This window comes from Teredinibacter turnerae T7901, assembly GCF_000023025.1.
In the GTDB taxonomy this organism is placed as follows: Bacteria; Pseudomonadota; Gammaproteobacteria; order Pseudomonadales; family Cellvibrionaceae; genus Teredinibacter; species Teredinibacter turnerae_B.
The window spans coordinates 1,265,565-1,283,534 of record NC_012997.1 but is presented as its reverse complement, the minus strand read 5'-3'; the positions used below and the strand labels follow the sequence as shown (position 1 = coordinate 1,283,534).

Sequence of the window (17,970 nt, the reverse complement as noted above, 5' to 3'; positions counted from 1 at the left end):
AGCGGCGCTTGCAATTAGTAAATCGCCAAGGCGGTAACAGCAAAATAATTTGTGGGGGTAAACGAGGGGGGAAAACAGCCCCAAAGTCACAGCCGTTACCGGTGCGACTATGAGACCATAGACTAAATATACCGCTAATATAATTAGCGCAGATTGATGATGGTTTGTGTCACTTGATCCGCAGTTTCAATGGTTTTGGCAGACGCCTGGAAATTTCGCTGCGCAATGATTAATCGCACCAATTCTTCTGAGAGGTCGACATTGGATTCCTCCAATGCCCCAGACTGTATTGCTCCCAAAGCGCCGCTTTGCGGTGTGCCCACATTGGGGGGGCCAGACGCAAAACTTTCTGCCCACATAGTGTTACCAATGGGTTGTAAGCCCTGCTGATTGGTAAAATCCGCCAGCGCCACCTGTGCTAAAGGCTGACCTTCACCGTTGGTGTAACGCGCAAATATCACACCATTTTCATCAATGGCCAATCCGGACAGCCGGCCCGAAGCGTAGCCATCCTGATCCGTATCATCTACAGAAAAATCGGTTCCCGACTGACTGGTGCCCGCGAGTTCGATAACAAAGTTAGAGGAAGTTGGCGGCTCAGGTATAACAATACTGCCTCCAGCAAGTACATTTTGTGGCCCCATAGCGCCGGTGGGATTGCCCTGTTGATCAAGCACGACCCAGTTTGAAATCAGCATATCCTCAGTGAGAAGCTCATTGAGCGTGCCGTTCTCATTAAAGAAGACGTTGAAACTTGCCAAAGTCGGCTCGATGTTTGCGGGCGGTGGCAACGATGTATCAGGATCACCCACATTACGTCCATCAATTTGTACGTGCATCACCCAATGGTTCGGCGAGGTCGTAGGATCGTTGGGATCGTACTCCTGGCGAACAAAATACTGGGTCATAATGTGGCTCACCCCCAGGCTGTCGTACACATTCATACTGGTCGCGCTGTTGTAGGTGCCCTGGTCTGTTGGATCAAACGCATTCAGAGTAACGTCGGTGAATTCAGGATCTGCCGGGTCACTGGTAAACGGCTGAAAAATACCGACCGCGTCAGGTACAGCGTTTTGCATGCTGTAACCTTCATCCAGGGTCAGCTCGATGGAGCCTCCGACAACAATGGAGTTGTTATCCGCATCGTAATTGCCTGCGGATACCGGCGGCACCTGTAGAATTTGTGCTGGTGCTGCTTGATCACCGCGTACGGTGATTGAGTCGCCTGGATCTGTACTCGTAATACTGACCCGGATATCGTCGCCCACCGCGGACGTAATAACCAAAGCACCGCCAGATGGATCAAGTGCGGCGCTAATACCTGGCAGCGTTGAATTGGTTAAGCTGTTAATTTCTGCCTCCAGCGCCTGCAGAGAATCTCCGCTGAGCTGAACGCTGTTGAGTGTAACCGTGAGATTGTCGTTCGCGCTGTTTAGGTTCGACAGAGTGGCTGTTGTAGTTGCACTGGCAGAAATACCCTGAATTGCATTCATTTCTGAAGCGGTACGCGCGGCAGTAGCGCCGGCGAGCGCAGTGTAGGTAACGATATCACCATCGGGATCAACAAAATCCACGCTCTGTTGCGGGTAGCCGTTGTCTACGGCAGGTATTCCCGCGACCGACGTAGTTGCCGGGTTCAAACCAATCTGATTCATGTTGGCGGATGGGGTGTTAATTTGAATCTGCGATCCTTCCCCTTCCTGCAAGGCAGTAAACTCGATACCGTACACGCCCCCGCCATAATCCACGGCGTTAGCAACAACATCAATGGCCGTTTGTGGCAACGTGGGAGAGAAAATTTGCGAATTAATCACGCCAGTCAGGGTTCGCAAATCATTGAACGCGTTAATTGTTGCCGGTACGCCTTCGCCTATATCCAGATTTATACTGACAGTGCCATTTTTGCCCGACGAGGCACCAGAAAGCTGGATGTCGAATGTCATCGGGGTGGTGGCAAAATCATTGGCCAGCGGCAAGGTAAAGGTATTGCTAGTTAAATTAGTCGTGGTAGCGTCGCGTAGTCCTGCTTGGGTAACCCCAATAACATTACCTAGGGTAGTAAAACGCCGACCGGTAGATTGCAGTACGGGCTCTGTTGAGTCGAGGGTGAGTACGGATTCGACCAAGGTTGTTTGACGCGGTGGCAAATTACTCGTTTGAATTAAAATATCGTCTGAAATACCACTGATATTTCCTGTTGAGTCGGCCTGAAACCCTTGCAAGCGCGCACCCACGTTGTTAGTAACGTAGCCCTGATCATCCAACCCAAACGTACCCGCTCGAGAATAAACCGGCGTACCCTGATCACTTAATACAAAGAACCCATTGCCATTTATTGCCAGGTCCAATTCGTTTTGGGTGAACGCGACATTACCCTGTTTAAAATTTTGTGCAACGTCTTCCACTTGCACACCGCTACCAATCGCATTGGCTCCCGCGCCCAAAACTGACGTGGCGAACACATCGCCAAATTCTGCTCGCGATCGTTTAAAACCAATGGTTGACGCGTTGGCTATATTGTTGCCAGTGACGGTCAGATCCGTTGAAGCGGCGCGAATGCCGCTCAGCGCGGTGTTGAAAGGCATAACTCTCTCCTACTACTGGGTACTCTGCGGGAGTACTCGTTAGGCGTCGGACTCACGTCTGGCGCATTACATCTAAAGCCGCTTGGCTATTAATTTTGGGTGCTTTTTTACTCGTTAAACTGTTTTACTGAACCGATATCCACCGCACCAATTCCTGCAAGGTTCAGAACCAGCCCTCCGTTGGTACCAACGGTCACGCTGTTAACATTCGCGCTCACCGCGGTATCCAGCTGTGTGCTTTCTCCATCCAGTTGCGCGGTCACCTCGAAGCGGTAAAGCCCAGGCGGCACACCTTCTTCAGCAGAACTTTGCCAGTCGAGCAGTTCACCATTGACTTCGGCATTGAGCCCGTCCCAACGCACAACCATCTCGCCAGCAGGCTGTGAACCCAGCGGAATCTGTTCCACCAATGCGCCACTTTCCGAATAAATATTCATGTTCACAGAAGAGGTGCTGCTGGGAATTTCTACGCTGGTAGTCACCAGATCATTGGCTTGCAAATATGTTTGCTCTGCGGGCACGGTTACCGAGCGACCGACCAGCGTCGATGCCTGCAAGGCCTGGTTTGCCATAAAGTTATTGGTAAAACTATCAAAATTGTTATTTAACTTATCCAACGCTTCTACCGAACTGAACTGCGCGAGCTGGGCAATAAATTCGGTGTTTTCCTGTGGGCTTAACGGGTCCTGGTTTTCCATCTGCGTAATCATTAATTCCAAAAACGCACTTTGCCCCAACTCATTACTTTTGGGCTCCTCCTTGGTTTTATTCGCGATGGAATAGTCGCTGAGAGGATTGTTGTTTACGCTTGATACGTCATTCATTTATCGGAACTCCTCTCCGGCTATTGGCCAAGCGTCAATACACGCTGGACCATTTGTTTTGCCGAATTCATCACCTCTACGTTTACCTGGAACGAACGTGAGGCAGAAATCATGTTAGTCATTTCTTCAACCACGTTAACATTCGGATAGTAGACATAGCCGTCTTCATCCGCATTTGGGCTCTCCGGCTCATAGCGTGGCTGCAGCGGTGCCTGACTTTCAACTATGCCGTCCACCCTAACACCCACCGCGCTCTGGTCTTCGCTATAGAGTGCATCACCACCGTTTAACATGGCTGCCTGCACACTGGCGAACACCGGATGGCGACCTCGGTAGGTGGTATCTGCGCTGGCACTGGACGCCTCAGCGTTGGCGATATTACTGGCAGTTGTGTTCAAGCGAATACTCTGTGCGTTCATGCCAGAGCCTGCAACGTTAAAAATATTGGATAAGCTCATTACACTAACCTCATTCGCCCTTAATGGCCTTGCTCAAGCCTTTGAACTTGCTATTTAAAAACGTGAAACTGGCTTGGAATTCCAGATTATTTTTCATGAATTCGGCGTGCTCTACCTGTTCTTCAACGGTGTTGCCATCGATCGACGGCTGATTCGGAACACGGTACAACGCGTCTACACTACCCAATCCTTTTACTCCACCGCGAATATGCGCGTGCTGGGTAGTTTGCAAAGAGAAATCTCCGTTGCGACCAGTCATTTGTCGATCGAGTGCTTCTTGAAAGTTAAAATCGCGGGCCTTGTAGCCAGGAGTATCGGTGTTAGCAAGATTACTTGCGAGCATACCTGCGCGCTCACCACGCAAGCGCATAGCGGACTCGTGAATTCCCAATGCTTTCTCAAAAGTGATTGCCATGTTGTGTTAGCTCCAGCAGCGATACCGTGAATAACCATCTACTGAGCAAGCCTTGTGCCAAGCACTACAACTGCACTTAACGCATTGAATTATATGGAATTAATACGGAAGAACTAACCTAGACCCACGCTCCTGGCGGCAAGAGCGGCAAGGGTTGTCCGTGGGCGGCAGGGAGGGGAAATTACGGCGGCAGAGGGAACGGATGTAGCCAGAAATAACCGCGGCTAGATCGCGCGGTACACGACCCCTGGGTTACAGTGCACCATTTCAAATAAATCATTGGCGCCGGAGAGACTCTCGGACGAGCCGAGAAATAAATATCCTCCGGGTTTCATCGCACCGTGAATGCGGGTGAGAATATCTTTTTTCAATTCTGGCGAAAAATAGATAAGCACGTTACGGCAGAATACGATATCAAAGCGCCCCAACAAAACGAAAGATTCCTGCAAGTTGAGCGGCTTGAAACTGATACGCTGTTTAACCGTATTTTTAACCCGCCAGGTGTCGGTATCCGGCTGGTCGAAATAGGTCTTTAAGCGCTGCTCTGACAACCCGCGTGCGATTGACAAGCGGTCGTATTCGCCATTGCGGGCGTTTTCCAACACTTTACTCGATAAGTCTGTGGCGACGATTTCCAGCGGCAGCGACGAAAGTCCTAACTGAGAGCGAATAAACTCTTCCACCACAATGCTGAGCGAGTAGGGTTCCTGTCCAGAGGAGCATGCAGCGGACCAAATGCGGATTCGGTTGTTGGTTTTATTTTGTGTAAGTTCCGGCAACAACGTATTGCGAAAATATTCAAACGGGTACAGATCGCGAAACCAAAAAGTCTCGTTAGTGGTCATTGCATCAACCACTTTTTGGCGCAACTCTTTATTGACAGGGCTTTTTATTTTGGTGGTGAGTTCACCGAGGGTCTCGCATTGATAATCGATCATTATCCGGCGAATGCGGGTCGACACCAGGTATTGCTTATTATGCCCCAGGTCGATACCGGCAATTTTCTGGAGGTAATCACGAAAATCGTTAAATTCCCGTGAGTCCAGTTGTAACCGGCCAGAGTGATGGCTGTCTGAATTTGCTGTCATGATAGTCGGAACGCCTAGCGCGAACACTCAGGTCCGCGCCCTTATTGCTCAACTTTTTCACCTTCACCAGTAAGCTGAGCGATACGGAGATTCACCCGTTTCGCCAACTCATCGGGATGGAATTTAGCAAGGAAATCGTCCGCTCCAACCTTCTTCACCATGGCTTCGTTAAACACCCCACTTAGGGATGTATGCAGAATAACATGAAGATTTTTTAGTCGGCTGTTAGCGCGCAACTCGGCAGTAAAGGTGTAGCCATCCATTTCAGGCATTTCAATATCTGAAATCACCAGCAGTAATTCATGGTACGGATCTTTACCTTCAGAAAGCATTTCTTCGAGAAACTGCAAGGCTTCGCTACCGTCTTTTCTAAGGGTGGTTTTACACCCCAGCGACTGCATAACCTTTTGTATTTGCTTGCGGGCGATAGTCGAGTCATCCACGATAAGCACGTGTTTACACACCACAGTTTCGCGCTTGGAGTCCTCAATGACTTCGGCACTAACATCTTCTGGAAGAGGAGACACTTCCGCCAGAATTTTTTCTACGTCGATAATTTCTACTAATTTTCCTTCCACCTCGGTGACGGCGGTAAGGTAATTTTCTTTGCCTGCGCCACGGGGTGGTGGGTGAATATCACCCCAGTTCATGTTAACAATACGCTCCACACCGCGGACCAGGAAACCCTGAGTCGAGCGATTATATTCAGTAATAATAACAAAGCAATCTTCGATGTTTTCCAATGGTCGGTGACCAGTGGCCTGGCGCATATCCATAATGGGGATTGTTCCCCCACGGATGTGTGCAACCCCGCGAATCACCGGGTTGCGTTTGGGAATTTCACTGAGTGGCGGGCACTGTAAAACTTCCTTCACTTTAAAAACGTTTATACCGTATTTCTGTGCTCCGCCCAGATTAAATAACAACAACTCCAGTCGGTTTTGCCCTACTAATTGTGTCCGCTGGTTGACGCTGTCTAATACCCCTGCCATAGGTGGCCCTCTTAAATCATTTGGTCTAACGACACCCGGCGTCCGGCACAGGCTTTGCTATTACTCTGTCACTAAGCAAAAATTAACGTTGTTTCCCGGGTAAACGCCAAATTTTTGTCATTTTCGTGAGCAGACTCGACTTGGAACCCGCGCCAAGATTACTTACAGCATAGGACAAGAATAGCAATGCGACGCTTTTTTTTGAAAAGTAATAAGGCCGTAAAATCGGCTGGCCTGCGCGTTGTAAACCGGTGCCTCCTAGTCGTTGTCGGCATCGGAGTGATTTTCATTAGTCGCGCATTTGCGCAGCAAAATCTCATGGATATCAACCAATTACGCACTGAGGTCCAAAACTTTGCCAAGTCGGAATTAACACCGCTCTACCCTCACCTGGTGGTCGGCGACACCCTTAGAATTGAAGCAGGTAACCTCGATCCACGCCTGCAATTGCGCCCCTGTGACGGCAAACTGACGATGACCATGAACACACCCACAGCCAACGCGTCGAATATCAGCGTTAAAACACGCTGTACAGGAACGGCCCGCTGGACAATCTATGTGCCAGTCCAGGTCGAAACCTTCGAGGAAGTCGTGATTGCGGCGGGCGCCATAGGCCGCGGTGCACAGATTACCGCGGGCGATGTGGTGACCCAAAGAATGAACACCAGCCACCTTACAGGCGGCTATCTTCGTGACCCTGCGCGGGTCGTGGGGCTGGAAGCCAGGCGAATGCTCCGCCCCGGCGAGATCATCAAGCTCAATCAGGTCAAGGCGCCAGATGTGGTAAAAAAAGGCCAGACAGTGGTGCTCGAAGCGCGCTCCAGCGCGCTGCGCGTGGTTACCGAAGCCACGGCCCTCACCAACGGCGGAGTGGGCGAACAGATAAAAGTTCGCAACAATCGGTCGCAGAGAATAGTTGATGCGCAGGTTACCGGGCCTGGTACTGTGCGGGTGGCACACTGGTGATGTGCTGCGCACAAATTATTGCTAAAGTTTCAGGTGTGGTGGCCGATGTTACAGGTACAGCACATCATATTGGCGGTTCGTCCGCCAAACTAATACGTGGATACGCACATGGTCATTGATACTGGCAACAACTTGAATCCGGCATCTGGCGCGGCCTCCGGTTCTGCCAAAGCCCGCGCGACACCGACTGGACGCAATGCGCCGGCAGCGGAGTACAGTCCCGCGCCAGCTGCGCAAGATAGCGTCTCGCTGAGCCCCCAGGGACAAACCCTTGCCAAGCTTTCAACGGCACTTTCGCAGAGTCCGGACGTTGATCAGGACAAAGTCGCTGCAATACGCGCTGCTCTGGCTGAAGGGCGATACCAGGTCGATGCACAGGCCATCGCAGGTAAAATGCTCGAACAAGACGATTTACTTGGCTAGTGAGCGGCACTGGCCGCTTGCTTCTTCCCGGTTTGCCCCTCCGCCTGACTCAGGCATAAAAAATGCACTTTCCCATCATATGAACCCTGGCAGCCAGCCAAGCGACAAACTTTTGTCAGGTTGCCAGATTGCGGAATGATTTTCGAGCGAGTCCAGCTATGTTTCTTAACGCCAAACAAGTCCACAGCCAATTAAGCAGCGATATCGCCTCCTGCGAGACCTTACTCCATTTGTTGCAGGAAGAGCGTCAGGCTCTGGCAGAGCGAGACTTGGCCGCACTTGACACAATCATTGAAAAAAAATCGGAAGCGCTTTCCAATCTGGAAAGCAGCGCCAAGGTCCGCGCAAGCTGGGTAAAAACTTTTGTCGATAACCACAACCTTCAAGTCCATGATGCGAAAAGCATATGGGATGCATTGATCGAGGAAACAGCCCCAGCGATGCTTCAGACATGGCAGAAGCTCAAAGAACTCCAGCAAAAATGCAAACAGGAAAATGAGGTGAATGGGAAAATTATTGCCAGGAACCAGAAAACCTTTGCCCGTTTACTGGAGATTATGCGCGGCCAGACGGCGGCACCTAACTTGTATTCCTCGAGCGGTAAATCCACCGGCGGCGGCCTGTCAAATATTGTCGGCGAAGCCTGACAGCGGCTGAGCAAAGCCAATACAGCGGTGAATAAAAAAGGCCTGGGTATCGCTACCCAGGCCTTTTCAGTTTAAAGCGCGGTTACTGGATACTTACCAGATAACAACGCGGTCTTCTTCTGGCAGGTAATGTTCGTCGCCTTCTTTAACTCCAAACGCCTCGTAAAACGCTGCCACGTTTGGTACGACACCTTCAATGCGATAACGCGCAGGTGAATGCGGATCAGTTTTTACCTGGTCACGCAAAGCTTCATCGCGCGACTTGCCCAGGAACGCCTGTGCCGTGCCAAGGAAGAAACGCTGATCACCAGTAAGCCCGTCGATTACCGGCGCTTCTTTACCGTGTAGAGAACGCTTGTAGGCTTTGTAAGCGATAGAGGTGCCGGCCAGATCCCCGATGTTTTCGCCCTGAGTTAACTCACCGTTTACATGCAGGCCAGGCAGTGGTTCAAACGCGTCATACTGCTTAACCAGCTTGGCGGTAAGCTTTTCGAATGCGGCACGATCTTCATCAGTCCACCAGTTTTGCAGCTGGCCTTGGCCATTGAACTTGGAGCCCTGATCGTCGAAGCCGTGACCGATTTCATGACCGATTACCATCCCGATTGCACCGTAGTTCACTGCATCATCAGCAGCCATATTGAAAAACGGTGGCTGCAGGATGGCCGCAGGGAAATTAATCGTGTTTTGCATTGGGTGGTAGTATGCATTCACCACTTGTGGAGCCATACCCCACTCGCGACGGTCTGCAGGTTTGCCCAGCTTGTCGAGCTCGTACTGGTGATTCCAGCGGGTTGCACTGGCGACACTTTCTACCAGAGAGTCATTAACTACAGCGGTATCGTAGCTTTTCCAGGTGTCGGGGTAACCGATTTTTGGCAGAAAGTTTTCAAGTTTCTCGAGAGCTTTTTGCTTGGTGGTATCGCTCATCCAATCAATATTTTTTATCGAATCCCGGTAGGCATCCACCAGGTTGTCCACCAGTTCCATCATCCGCGCTTTATATTCTGGCGGGAAGTAATCTTTCACATAGATCTGTCCAACCAGTTCGCCAAAGCTCGCGTTCACCAGTGCGACACCACGCTGCCAGCGGGGCAGAGGCTCTTCCTGGCCACGCAGGGTTTTGTCGTAAAACGCAAAGTGAATCGCGTAGATGTCGTCGCTCAAGAGCGGCGCAGCATCAGCCAATAAACGCAATTTCAGGTAGTCGCGCCAAACATTCAGTGGAGTCTTGTTGATGGTGTTATTCAGAGAGGCGAAGTACTCGGGTTGAGCGGCAGTGACTTGTTTCTGATCCGCAACGCCGGCAGCATTCAGATAAACAGCCCAGTCAAAATCCGCCATTAAGGCAGCGAGATTATCCGTCGCGTATTTGTTGTCCCAGCGATCATACTGACGGTTTTCCACTGGACCACGCTGGTGCTGAGCAAGACGCTTCTCAAGTGAATAGGTCGCATCCGCTTTTGCGGAAGCCTGCTTGCCGGTGTAACCCAGTTTACCGAACATTGCGGTGAGGTAGGATTTATAAGCGGCAATATACTCTATGCCTTTATCGCTTTCGTCGTAGTAATAATCGCGGTTTGGCATGCCGAGGCCGCTCTGCACGATAAATACAACGTTCTGGGTCGGATCTTTAAAGTCCTCATTCACACCCAGACCAATAGGTGTTTCTGACTCAAGATAGGTGGATTCCCCGAGATAGCGAGCCAGATCTGTCTTGGATTTGATCGCATCAATCTTCGCGAGGTAAGGCTTCAATGGAGTAATGCCAGCGCTGTTCAGGGTATCGACATCCATAAAGTTGGCGAAAAGGCCACCCACTTTTTGATCGGCGCTGCCCTCTGCGGCACTTTCATTTGCCGCTGCGGTCTCAATAATACCGCGCACTTCAGCATCCACTTTATCGCGCAATGTGTAGAAGGTTCCAATACGTACCTTATCCGCGGGAATTTCCGTGGTCTTGATCCAGGATCCGTTAGCGTAATCATAAAATGCATCTTGTGGACGCACGCTGGTATCCATGTTGGTAAGGTCGATGCCGCTGACTTTCGAGTCCGGGATGTCCGCTTTCTGATTGCACGCCGATAGCGCCGCAATGAAAGCCAGTAAAACAATTTTCTTCATTAATGTCTCCAGAAGCGTGGGTAACAGGCTGATGTTACTCCGTATTGACTGTGGTAGCGGTGAACTTTTCACCAGGCCTTTTGGGCCCAACCCGAGTCTGACAACTATAACCCGAAATAGTTTTAAAACCCCAGTACCATGGGCTATCGCGATTTAGTCAGACATCGCAATTTTTTGCCCGTTGGGTTTGGTCTTTGGGTTTGGTATAGTTTCGCCGCTGCCGAGTCCCCATCGATTAACAGGATAAATCCCGCGCCTCCTAAGCGCGAGCTCCAGGTTCGAGTCCTGGTGGGGACGCCACCTACTCTGCGATGCTTTCGTTACGAAGATGGCCAGCAGTCCCCTCTACCAAACACCACGACCCTGCACATGAATCTTCTGCTGCTCGAAGCCCACCAGTTTCAATCCGCCACTGAGGCCACGCTGAGTGAGCGCCAAACCAGGCACATTCAACAAGTACTAAAGGCCAGAACCGGTAGTCTGCTGAAGGTTGGTGTGATAGACGGAAAGCTTGGCTACGGCTGTCTGCACCAAACCGACGGCGGATGGGGGCTGACGGATATTCAGCTGGAAACCGCACCACCCGCGCCACTACCACTGAGCCTGGTGCTGGCACTTCCCCGGCCACAGATGATCAAACGCATCCTGCAAACTGCTGCGTGTATGGGGGTTGCGAGAATTCACCTGTTGCAAACCGCAAAAGTGGAAAAGAGCTTCTGGCAATCCCCCGCGGTCACGGAATCAGCCATTCGCGAGCAACTGATACTTGGGCTTGAGCAAGCTGGCGCGACCCAGCTGCCACAGGTGGAAAAGCACTGCCGTTTCCGCCCATTCGCAGAGGACGCTTTGCCGGGCATAGCGGATGGTCACACCAAACTTATCGCGCATCCAGGAGACTACCCGGCGTGCCCGAGGCTAGCAAAAAACGAAACAGCAGTATTAGCAATCGGCCCCGAGGGCGGATTTACTGAAGGTGAAGTGAGTTATTTTCTTAATGAAGGGTTCGCAGCTTTTCAATTAGGTGCACGTATTCTCAAGGTGGAAACGGCGGTGCCGGTAACCCTGGCCAAGTTGTATTAGGACTGCTGAAAAGCCCCCACCACTCAGTGACTTGAACGATCAATACGTCCTACTGTGGAGCAATGACCTTCTTCTCGAGCATCAGCTCAAACGCATTGGGGTCGACAGGCCTGCTGGCCAGGTAGCCCTGGTAATAACGACAGCCGTACTGGGAGATCAGCTCAAGTTGGTCCTGAGTCTCAACACCCTCAGCAACAACCTCCAGACCCAGCATATTGCCCATAGCACTGATAGTTTCTACGAGCACACGATCGTTGCGATCAACTGTGATATCTCGGACAAAGCTTTGGTCGATTTTTAGGATAGATACGGGCAGCTTCTTTAAATAGCTGATCGAAGAGTAACCCGTACCAAAATCATCAAGCGCGAAGTTGATTCCCTGAGTCTGCAGGGTGGTCATCGTATTAATGGTTTCTTCCAGATTGTGAATCACGATTCCTTCGGTAATCTCCATCTCAAGCATCTCTGCCGAAAATTCGATGTCTCGCAGTGCGCGTTTCACGTCGTCAACAAATTGCGAGCTCCGGAACTGGCGCGGACTAATGTTGACACCCAAACGCATGTTGCGCGTCCAGAGCCCCATCCGCTGCCATTCTTTTACCTGCTGCAGTGAGCGCTCGATAACCCACATACCGACATCCACGATAAGCCCGGATGTTTCCAGCACGGGAATAAACACCGCAGGAGACACCGCACCACGCTCTGGATGATTCCAGCGCAATAAGGCTTCTGCACCGACTATTTCGCCAGTAAGCACATTAACCCTGGGCTGAAACTGTAAACTGAAAGCTTCCATTTCCAGCGCGCGGTGGAGGTCGCCTTCCATAACCAGCACATTGCGTGCTTTATCGGCCATGTATTTATTGAAGAACTGAATCGCATCGCGCCCCTGCTCTTTAACCTGATACATGGCAGTATCTGCAAAACGCAGCAACTCGTGCACCCCCGCTTCCTCGTCAGGGTAAATAACAATGCCCACACTGCAAGTAACATGCAGTTCGAGATCGTGATAATAATGTGGTTCGGACACGTGGGAACGAATTCGCTCGGCAATTTCTTCAGCTTTTAAAATCGCACCTGAGATATCCTCGCCAAGGTTCGTAAGCACTACCACGAACTCATCGCCACCAAGGCGCACCACGACATCGTTTTCGGAGGCTATCGCCATTAAACGTTGTGCGACATGCTTCAGTACGCCATCGCCAGCGGGGTGTCCCAATGAATCGTTGATATATTTGAACTGGTCCAGATCGATAAACAATAAGGCGCCGAAGAAGTTCTGACGATCGGATTTACGTATTTCTTCTTCAAGCCGCTCAACCAGATAACTCCGGTTGGGCAAATCAGTAAGCGCATCGTGATAAGCCATGTGTTCCATCTGCGCCTGCGCTTTTTTCAGTTCTGTAATATCCGACGAAACCACCAGTGCCACGACTTCATCATAAAATTCCATCGGCATCACATGCGTGTGCATACTGTGCTCTTCACCGCCCGCATTGAGCCATTTTTCTTCCCAGATTTGCGCGCTTAAGCGGGTGCTGATGACTTCGTTATCGAGTGCAATCACTTCCGCCGGGTCCGTCAAAAAATAACTGGCGAAATCGCTGATATGAGAGCCGCGCATGGCTTCCGGTGACGTGTTAAGAAAGTCCGCTAGCGCCTTATTGGCGAAAATATAGTGGCCGTCTTTGTTACGCGCCCCAACCCACACAGGCAAACTATCGATAATTTGGCGTACATGCTCTTCACTTTTGCGCAACACCACTTCGACGGCACGCCGCTTGGCAAGCGCCAGATCCACTGCGTCAAGTAACTGGTTGCCGCTGTTAACCAGTTGCTTCAATTCGTCGTCGCGGCGCAGGCCACGCAAAGACAATCGCTGCTCACCGGGGCTGCCCGGGTTAATTTGTTTAATCTGGCTGGCAATACTGATCAGTGGTTTAGTGAGCAGATAATGAAACGCGAAAAATAGTATCAGCACCAGAAAAAAGCTGCGGATCAAACCAATGCTGATAACCACGGCGGAATGCTTGTAGAACGACGCCAAGGCTGCGTCCATGTCTACCACAAAATTGATCAGGCCGTGATCATCCTGGCCAGGAATATAGAGCGGGGCACTGTGCACAACTAAGTGCTGCGTAATCTGCTTGGTTACCCAGACCGTGCTGCTATTTACCGGAATGCGCCGAGACTCGGCAATTTCATTGCCTAGCTCGTCCTCAATAGTCACTGCGACAATAAAGTCGAACCCCATAAGGCCCTCGGCGACCTCATTGGCTAACATGTTATCGAGCGTGTGGATAGCGCGCGCCGCAGGCGGCGTAGACACATCGGTTGCCAGCGCGATCAAATTATTGACATCTTTCGACTGCGCCTGAAAATCGATGTAAATCTGAACAGCACTCATCAACGAGCCGACCAAAAGAGCGACGATTACGCCGACCTTTGCCAGACGGAATGAAATACCTTGAAAAAAGCCCTGCACCGTATACCTTTCTATATAAACAAAACCCTGCCCACTAGCGTACTGTTGAGGCAAGGTCTCGGATGTGAAATGCGTGTTGTGGGTTTGTGTGAGGAGGCGGGATAAGCGCGCCAGGAACAGCGCGTAGCTGTCGTAGCTATAGCTGCAATTGCAGCCTTAGCGCACTGACCCGCAGACTGCACGCGGGAACCTCCTGCAGAGCGAAATCCGTACAGCAAAATATCCCTCGACATAACAATGGAAAAACCATTATCAGGCCAAGTACCAGCACAGTTTACCCAGGTGCCTGCGAACTAACGATCCGGCAGCACCTTTCGGATGACTTCCGCCAGCAGTGCTGCGGCTGTCGTGGCAGCAATCTAACCTCAAACACAGTGTGATACGCTCTCCTGATTCACAGCCCCGCCATTTTTGGGATCGTTGGCTCAGACCGGCATGAGCTAATTCCCTGATAGCCAGCGTATGGCATAGTGCCAAAGGTTCACAGACCCTTTTCTATTTCTTAAGCTTAGCTGCATTTATGGAATCTGGCACCCTAAAAAGTCATTCTTATAACCATCAACCAATATTGACTGCATTTATTATGTTAACGGCGTCGGTTGTATCTTCTGTAGTTGCCAGGTCAGACCATGAGAGAGGAGCGTCGTCTTCAATCGCGGCAGGCGCACTGCGGTCCAAGGTTAAATCCGTAAAATTAAACAACGCGTTGTCTGCCAACTGCGATGGCGAAACCCGCTGCAGCGCTGCGAAAATAGTTTCCACTCGGCCCGGGAACTGTTTATCCCAGCCGCGCAACATTTCTTTGATCACCTGCCGCTGTAAATTTTCCTGAGATCCGCACAGGTTGCACGGAATAATAGGGAATGCCCTTGCCTGTGCGAACGCCTCAAGATCCTCTTCCGGGCAATAAGCCAAGGGCCGAATAATAATATTTCGCTTGTCATCAGACCGCAGCTTAGGCGGCATGGCCTTGAGCCTGCCCGCATAAAACAAATTCAAAAACAGGGTTTCGACGATATCGTCCCGGTGATGCCCGAGTGCAATTTTGGTCGCGCCGATTTTTTCAGCAAAGCCGTAGAGTGTGCCGCGACGCAGGCGGGAACATAAACCACAAGTGGTTTTACCCTCCGGCACTACTGATTTCACAATACTGTAGGTATCGCGCTCAACGATATGGTATTCGATATCAAGGGTATCTAAATAGGCAGGCAACACGTGCTCCGGGAAGCCCGGTTGCTTTTGGTCCAGATTCACCGCCACCAACTCAAACTTCACCGGCGCAGTGCGCTGTAAGCTCAACAGTATGTCGAGCATACCGTAGGAATCTTTGCCACCCGACAGGCACACCATCACGCGATCCCCTTCTTCAATCATGTTGTAGTCGGCAATGGCGCGACCCACATGGCGGCGCAGGCGCTTCTGCAACTTGTTGAATTCGAGACGGTTCTTACGGGTGAGTTGATCCACGGTGGCTCCAGAGGTTCGAGCAGATACAGCGCTCGCTCATTATGCAGGTTCAAAAAAGGGCGGCCATTGTACGGTTTTTATCCACAAGTGTGAATCTCGTGGACAGGAAATTGCCGCCTGCTGATGTCAAAAAGTACTTACCTGGGGCAATGGGTTGCCGCCTGCAGCGCAATGTCACCTCGGCTGCCGCATGGGCCGTGATTGTGACGACCGGGCACAGGCTTTGCAATCTTCAGAATTGAGCGACATCAGGATTATGTAAGTTGTTATGTTGAAATTTCCCACCCTCAGAAAGAAAACCCCACCGCCACCGCCCCCGTACAAAACGGACTGGAAAGAGTGGGAGGCCGACCTCCTGGTACAGTGCGGACTAAAACGGCAGTTGGTGTCTGTCTACCACTCTGCCAGCGGCGAAACCCGGCAATCGTTCGTACACGGGTTTGACCTCGCCAGCGGGGAGCTTCTTCTTGATGGGCTCTACCCGAACACAGGCCAGCCACTGAATGAAGGTGAGCAGTGTTGGCTGCAAATTAACAGTGCTGCAGGCATCTACAACCTGCACGTGATGCTGCAGGAAATTCTCGGAGGCGATGCCCACCCACTTCTCAGCGTGCGCGTGCTGGAAAGCGGCTTAGTCACCAACCGTCGCTGGCGCAAGCGCGTGTATTTCGAGCGCGGACAAATGCCGCAGGTCTCAATTAAACTCGGGGGCTTTCCCGCGCTCCAGGGGCAAGTACTCAACCTCAGCCAACAAGGCGCAATGCTGGAAGTTTGCGGCGAAAATTTACGCGCATCCAGCCAGCTCGGGCGTACCTTACGCACCCGAATCGACTTTTCGCCCGGCTTCTGTCTCGAACTGCGCGCATCGCTCAAACAGTGCCGATTTACCCGCGAGCCCTATTGCCACAATCTGCTGCGAGTGCAATTTCAGCTTATGTCGGCGGATAATCGCGGTCTGTTGGATAACTACATAGATTCTCTAGCCTGACACAACACGGGTTACCTTCCCCCGGCGGACGCTACCCGGATGGCCTGTTAGAATAGTCGCCCTTTTCCCTGCAATACCCGATTGGCGACACCTGAGCTATGCAAAAGACACCTTACTCCCCCGCAGAATTACTGGCGCTCGACAAACAGCACGTGTGGCACCCTTACGCCTCAGTCCACTCAGACGTGCCGGTGTTTCCCGTGGCACGCTGCGAGGGTGTTGAAATTGTGCTTGCTACCGGGGAGCGTCTTATCGACGGCATGGCATCCTGGTGGAGCGCTATTCACGGCTACAATCACCCGACACTGAACGCCGCCCTAACCGAACAGATGGCAGATATGTCGCACGTAATGTTCGGCGGGCTCACCCATCAGCCTGCTGTTCACCTGTCAAAATTACTCGTGGACATCACACCAGGCGACCTCTCCCGAGTTTTCTTTAGCGACTCCGGCTCGGTTGCTGTGGAAGTTGCGCTCAAGATGGCACTGCAATTCTGGCAGGCCCAGGGTCAAGCCAACAAACAGCGCATTTTGAGCTTTCGCAACGGTTACCACGGCGACACTTTTGCGGCCATGTCTGTATGTGATCCAGTCACCGGCATGCACCGCCTTTTTGAGGGTGTGTTGGCAAAGCAGTTATTTGCTCCAGCACCACCCGCAGGCTTTAGCGAAGCACTGCCTCCAAATGCGCTTGACGATGTCGAGCAGCTCCTGGCGAGCCATCACGAAGAACTCGCCGCAGTCATTATTGAGCCAATCGTACAGGGGGCTGGAGGAATGCGGTTCTACTCCCCAGAATTTCTGGCCGGTTTACATGCCCTGTGCCGAAAGTACAACGTGTTGTTTATTGCTGACGAAATCGCCACCGGCCTGGGCCGTACAGGAAAATGGTTCGCCTGCGAGCACGCAGGCATTAGCCCCGACATTCTGTGCCTGGGTAAAACTTTAACTGCCGGGTATATCACACTCGCGGCGACGCTCTGTAACGACACCATCGCTGACATTATTTGCAGCGGGGATGCAGGCTGTTTTATGCATGGCCCGACTTATATGGGCAATCCGCTGGCTTGTGCAGTTGCCGCCCGCAATATTGAAATGCTCCAGCAATCCGACTGGCAACGGGAAGTCGCGCGGATAAGCGCCCAGCTAAGCGCAGGCCTCGCGCCCTGCCGTTCACTGCCGGGCGTTGTGGATGTGCGCGTGCTGGGAGCCATTGGCGTAATAGAATTGGCAGAGCCAGTGGATATGGCCCAGATAGAACCTGCGTTTGTAGAAGCCGGCATATGGTTACGCCCCTTCGGCAAGCTGGTGTACATGATGCCACCGTACATCATCACCGATGCGCAAATAGAAAAATTAACCTCGGCTACTTACAGCGTGCTCCAGGGGCAATTGCGACACCGATAGCGAAAACAAGAGCGAAACCGAA

15 protein-coding genes and 1 tRNA gene are annotated in these 17,970 nt (G+C 51.6%); 7 read left to right on the top strand and 9 right to left on the bottom strand.

Annotation, left to right across the window (positions count from 1 at the left end; translation table 11 throughout):
* Window positions 1-143 precede the first annotated feature (143 nt).
* From TERTU_RS05455 to TERTU_RS05430, 6 genes are all read right to left on the bottom strand, one after another.
* The gene (locus tag TERTU_RS05455) at window positions 144-2,585 is read right to left on the bottom strand and encodes a flagellar hook-basal body complex protein (protein ID WP_015818495.1); all 2,442 of its coding nucleotides are present in this window, start codon (window positions 2,583-2,585) and stop codon (window positions 144-146) included.
* A gap of 107 nt (window positions 2,586-2,692) precedes the next feature.
* Complete coding sequence (locus tag TERTU_RS05450; protein WP_015820711.1) at window positions 2,693-3,409, bottom strand: flagellar hook assembly protein FlgD; 717 nt, start codon at window positions 3,407-3,409, stop codon at window positions 2,693-2,695.
* A 20-nt stretch (window positions 3,410-3,429) separates the two neighbouring features.
* Entirely contained in the window at window positions 3,430-3,867 is a 438-nt protein-coding gene (gene flgC / locus TERTU_RS05445; RefSeq protein WP_015819369.1) for a flagellar basal body rod protein FlgC, read from the bottom strand.
* A 10-nt stretch (window positions 3,868-3,877) separates the two neighbouring features.
* On the bottom strand, window positions 3,878-4,282 hold the full coding sequence (flgB, locus tag TERTU_RS05440; protein WP_015820398.1) for a flagellar basal body rod protein FlgB: 405 nt from the start codon (window positions 4,280-4,282) through the stop codon (window positions 3,878-3,880).
* A 224-nt stretch (window positions 4,283-4,506) separates the two neighbouring features.
* A complete protein-coding gene (locus tag TERTU_RS05435; protein WP_015820833.1) occupies window positions 4,507-5,370 on the bottom strand; it encodes a CheR family methyltransferase in 864 nt (287 codons plus the stop codon).
* A 41-nt stretch (window positions 5,371-5,411) separates the two neighbouring features.
* Window positions 5,412-6,362 (bottom strand): chemotaxis protein CheV, encoded by a 951-nt coding sequence (locus TERTU_RS05430; protein ID WP_015816862.1) that lies wholly within the window; start codon window positions 6,360-6,362, stop codon window positions 5,412-5,414.
* 318 nt (window positions 6,363-6,680) lie between these two features.
* On the opposite strand from TERTU_RS05430, the gene flgA reads away from it, so the two are divergent.
* The 3 genes from flgA to TERTU_RS05415 all read left to right on the top strand — a co-directional run bounded on the left by flgA (window position 6,681) and on the right by TERTU_RS05415 (window position 8,398).
* The gene (gene flgA, locus TERTU_RS05425; protein ID WP_266352084.1) at window positions 6,681-7,328 is read left to right on the top strand and encodes a flagellar basal body P-ring formation chaperone FlgA; all 648 of its coding nucleotides are present in this window, start codon (window positions 6,681-6,683) and stop codon (window positions 7,326-7,328) included.
* 108 nt (window positions 7,329-7,436) lie between these two features.
* Window positions 7,437-7,751 carry a flagellar biosynthesis anti-sigma factor FlgM gene (flgM, locus tag TERTU_RS05420; RefSeq protein ID WP_015817433.1) on the top strand — a complete coding sequence of 105 codons (315 nt, stop codon included), beginning with the start codon at window positions 7,437-7,439 and terminating at the stop codon, window positions 7,749-7,751.
* Between the two features lie 158 nt (window positions 7,752-7,909).
* Window positions 7,910-8,398, top strand: coding sequence for a flagella synthesis protein FlgN (locus tag TERTU_RS05415; RefSeq protein WP_015816833.1), 489 nt, complete (start codon window positions 7,910-7,912; stop codon window positions 8,396-8,398).
* 93 nt (window positions 8,399-8,491) lie between these two features.
* Here the strand turns inward: TERTU_RS05415 and TERTU_RS05410 are convergent, their stop codons facing one another.
* Window positions 8,492-10,522: a M13 family metallopeptidase gene (locus TERTU_RS05410; RefSeq protein ID WP_015820903.1), complete on the bottom strand. Its 2,031-nt coding sequence runs from the start codon at window positions 10,520-10,522 to the stop codon at window positions 8,492-8,494.
* Between the two features lie 224 nt (window positions 10,523-10,746).
* Here TERTU_RS05410 and TERTU_RS05405 point away from each other — a divergent pair.
* Window positions 10,747-10,822: transfer RNA gene (locus TERTU_RS05405), tRNA-Arg, on the top strand.
* 69 nt (window positions 10,823-10,891) lie between these two features.
* Entirely contained in the window at window positions 10,892-11,602 is a 711-nt protein-coding gene (locus TERTU_RS05400; RefSeq protein WP_015820341.1) for a 16S rRNA (uracil(1498)-N(3))-methyltransferase, read from the top strand.
* Window positions 11,603-11,651: 49 nt separating this feature from the next.
* Here TERTU_RS05400 and TERTU_RS05395 read toward each other — a convergent pair whose 3' ends face one another.
* A complete protein-coding gene (locus TERTU_RS05395) occupies window positions 11,652-14,087 on the bottom strand; it encodes a putative bifunctional diguanylate cyclase/phosphodiesterase (protein ID WP_015819300.1) in 2,436 nt (811 codons plus the stop codon).
* Window positions 14,088-14,645: 558 nt separating this feature from the next.
* Complete coding sequence (gene ttcA, locus TERTU_RS05390; RefSeq protein WP_015820796.1) at window positions 14,646-15,554, bottom strand: tRNA 2-thiocytidine(32) synthetase TtcA; 909 nt, start codon at window positions 15,552-15,554, stop codon at window positions 14,646-14,648.
* Window positions 15,555-15,822: 268 nt separating this feature from the next.
* Between ttcA and TERTU_RS05385 the strand changes: the two genes are divergently transcribed.
* Together TERTU_RS05385 and bioA are read left to right on the top strand one after the other, a co-directional pair.
* Entirely contained in the window at window positions 15,823-16,542 is a 720-nt protein-coding gene (locus TERTU_RS05385; RefSeq protein ID WP_015817937.1) for a PilZ domain-containing protein, read from the top strand.
* Between the two features lie 98 nt (window positions 16,543-16,640).
* Window positions 16,641-17,948 (top strand): adenosylmethionine--8-amino-7-oxononanoate transaminase, encoded by a 1,308-nt coding sequence (gene bioA / locus TERTU_RS05380; RefSeq protein WP_015819708.1) that lies wholly within the window; start codon window positions 16,641-16,643, stop codon window positions 17,946-17,948.
* The last annotated feature ends 22 nt before the right edge of the window (window positions 17,949-17,970 follow it).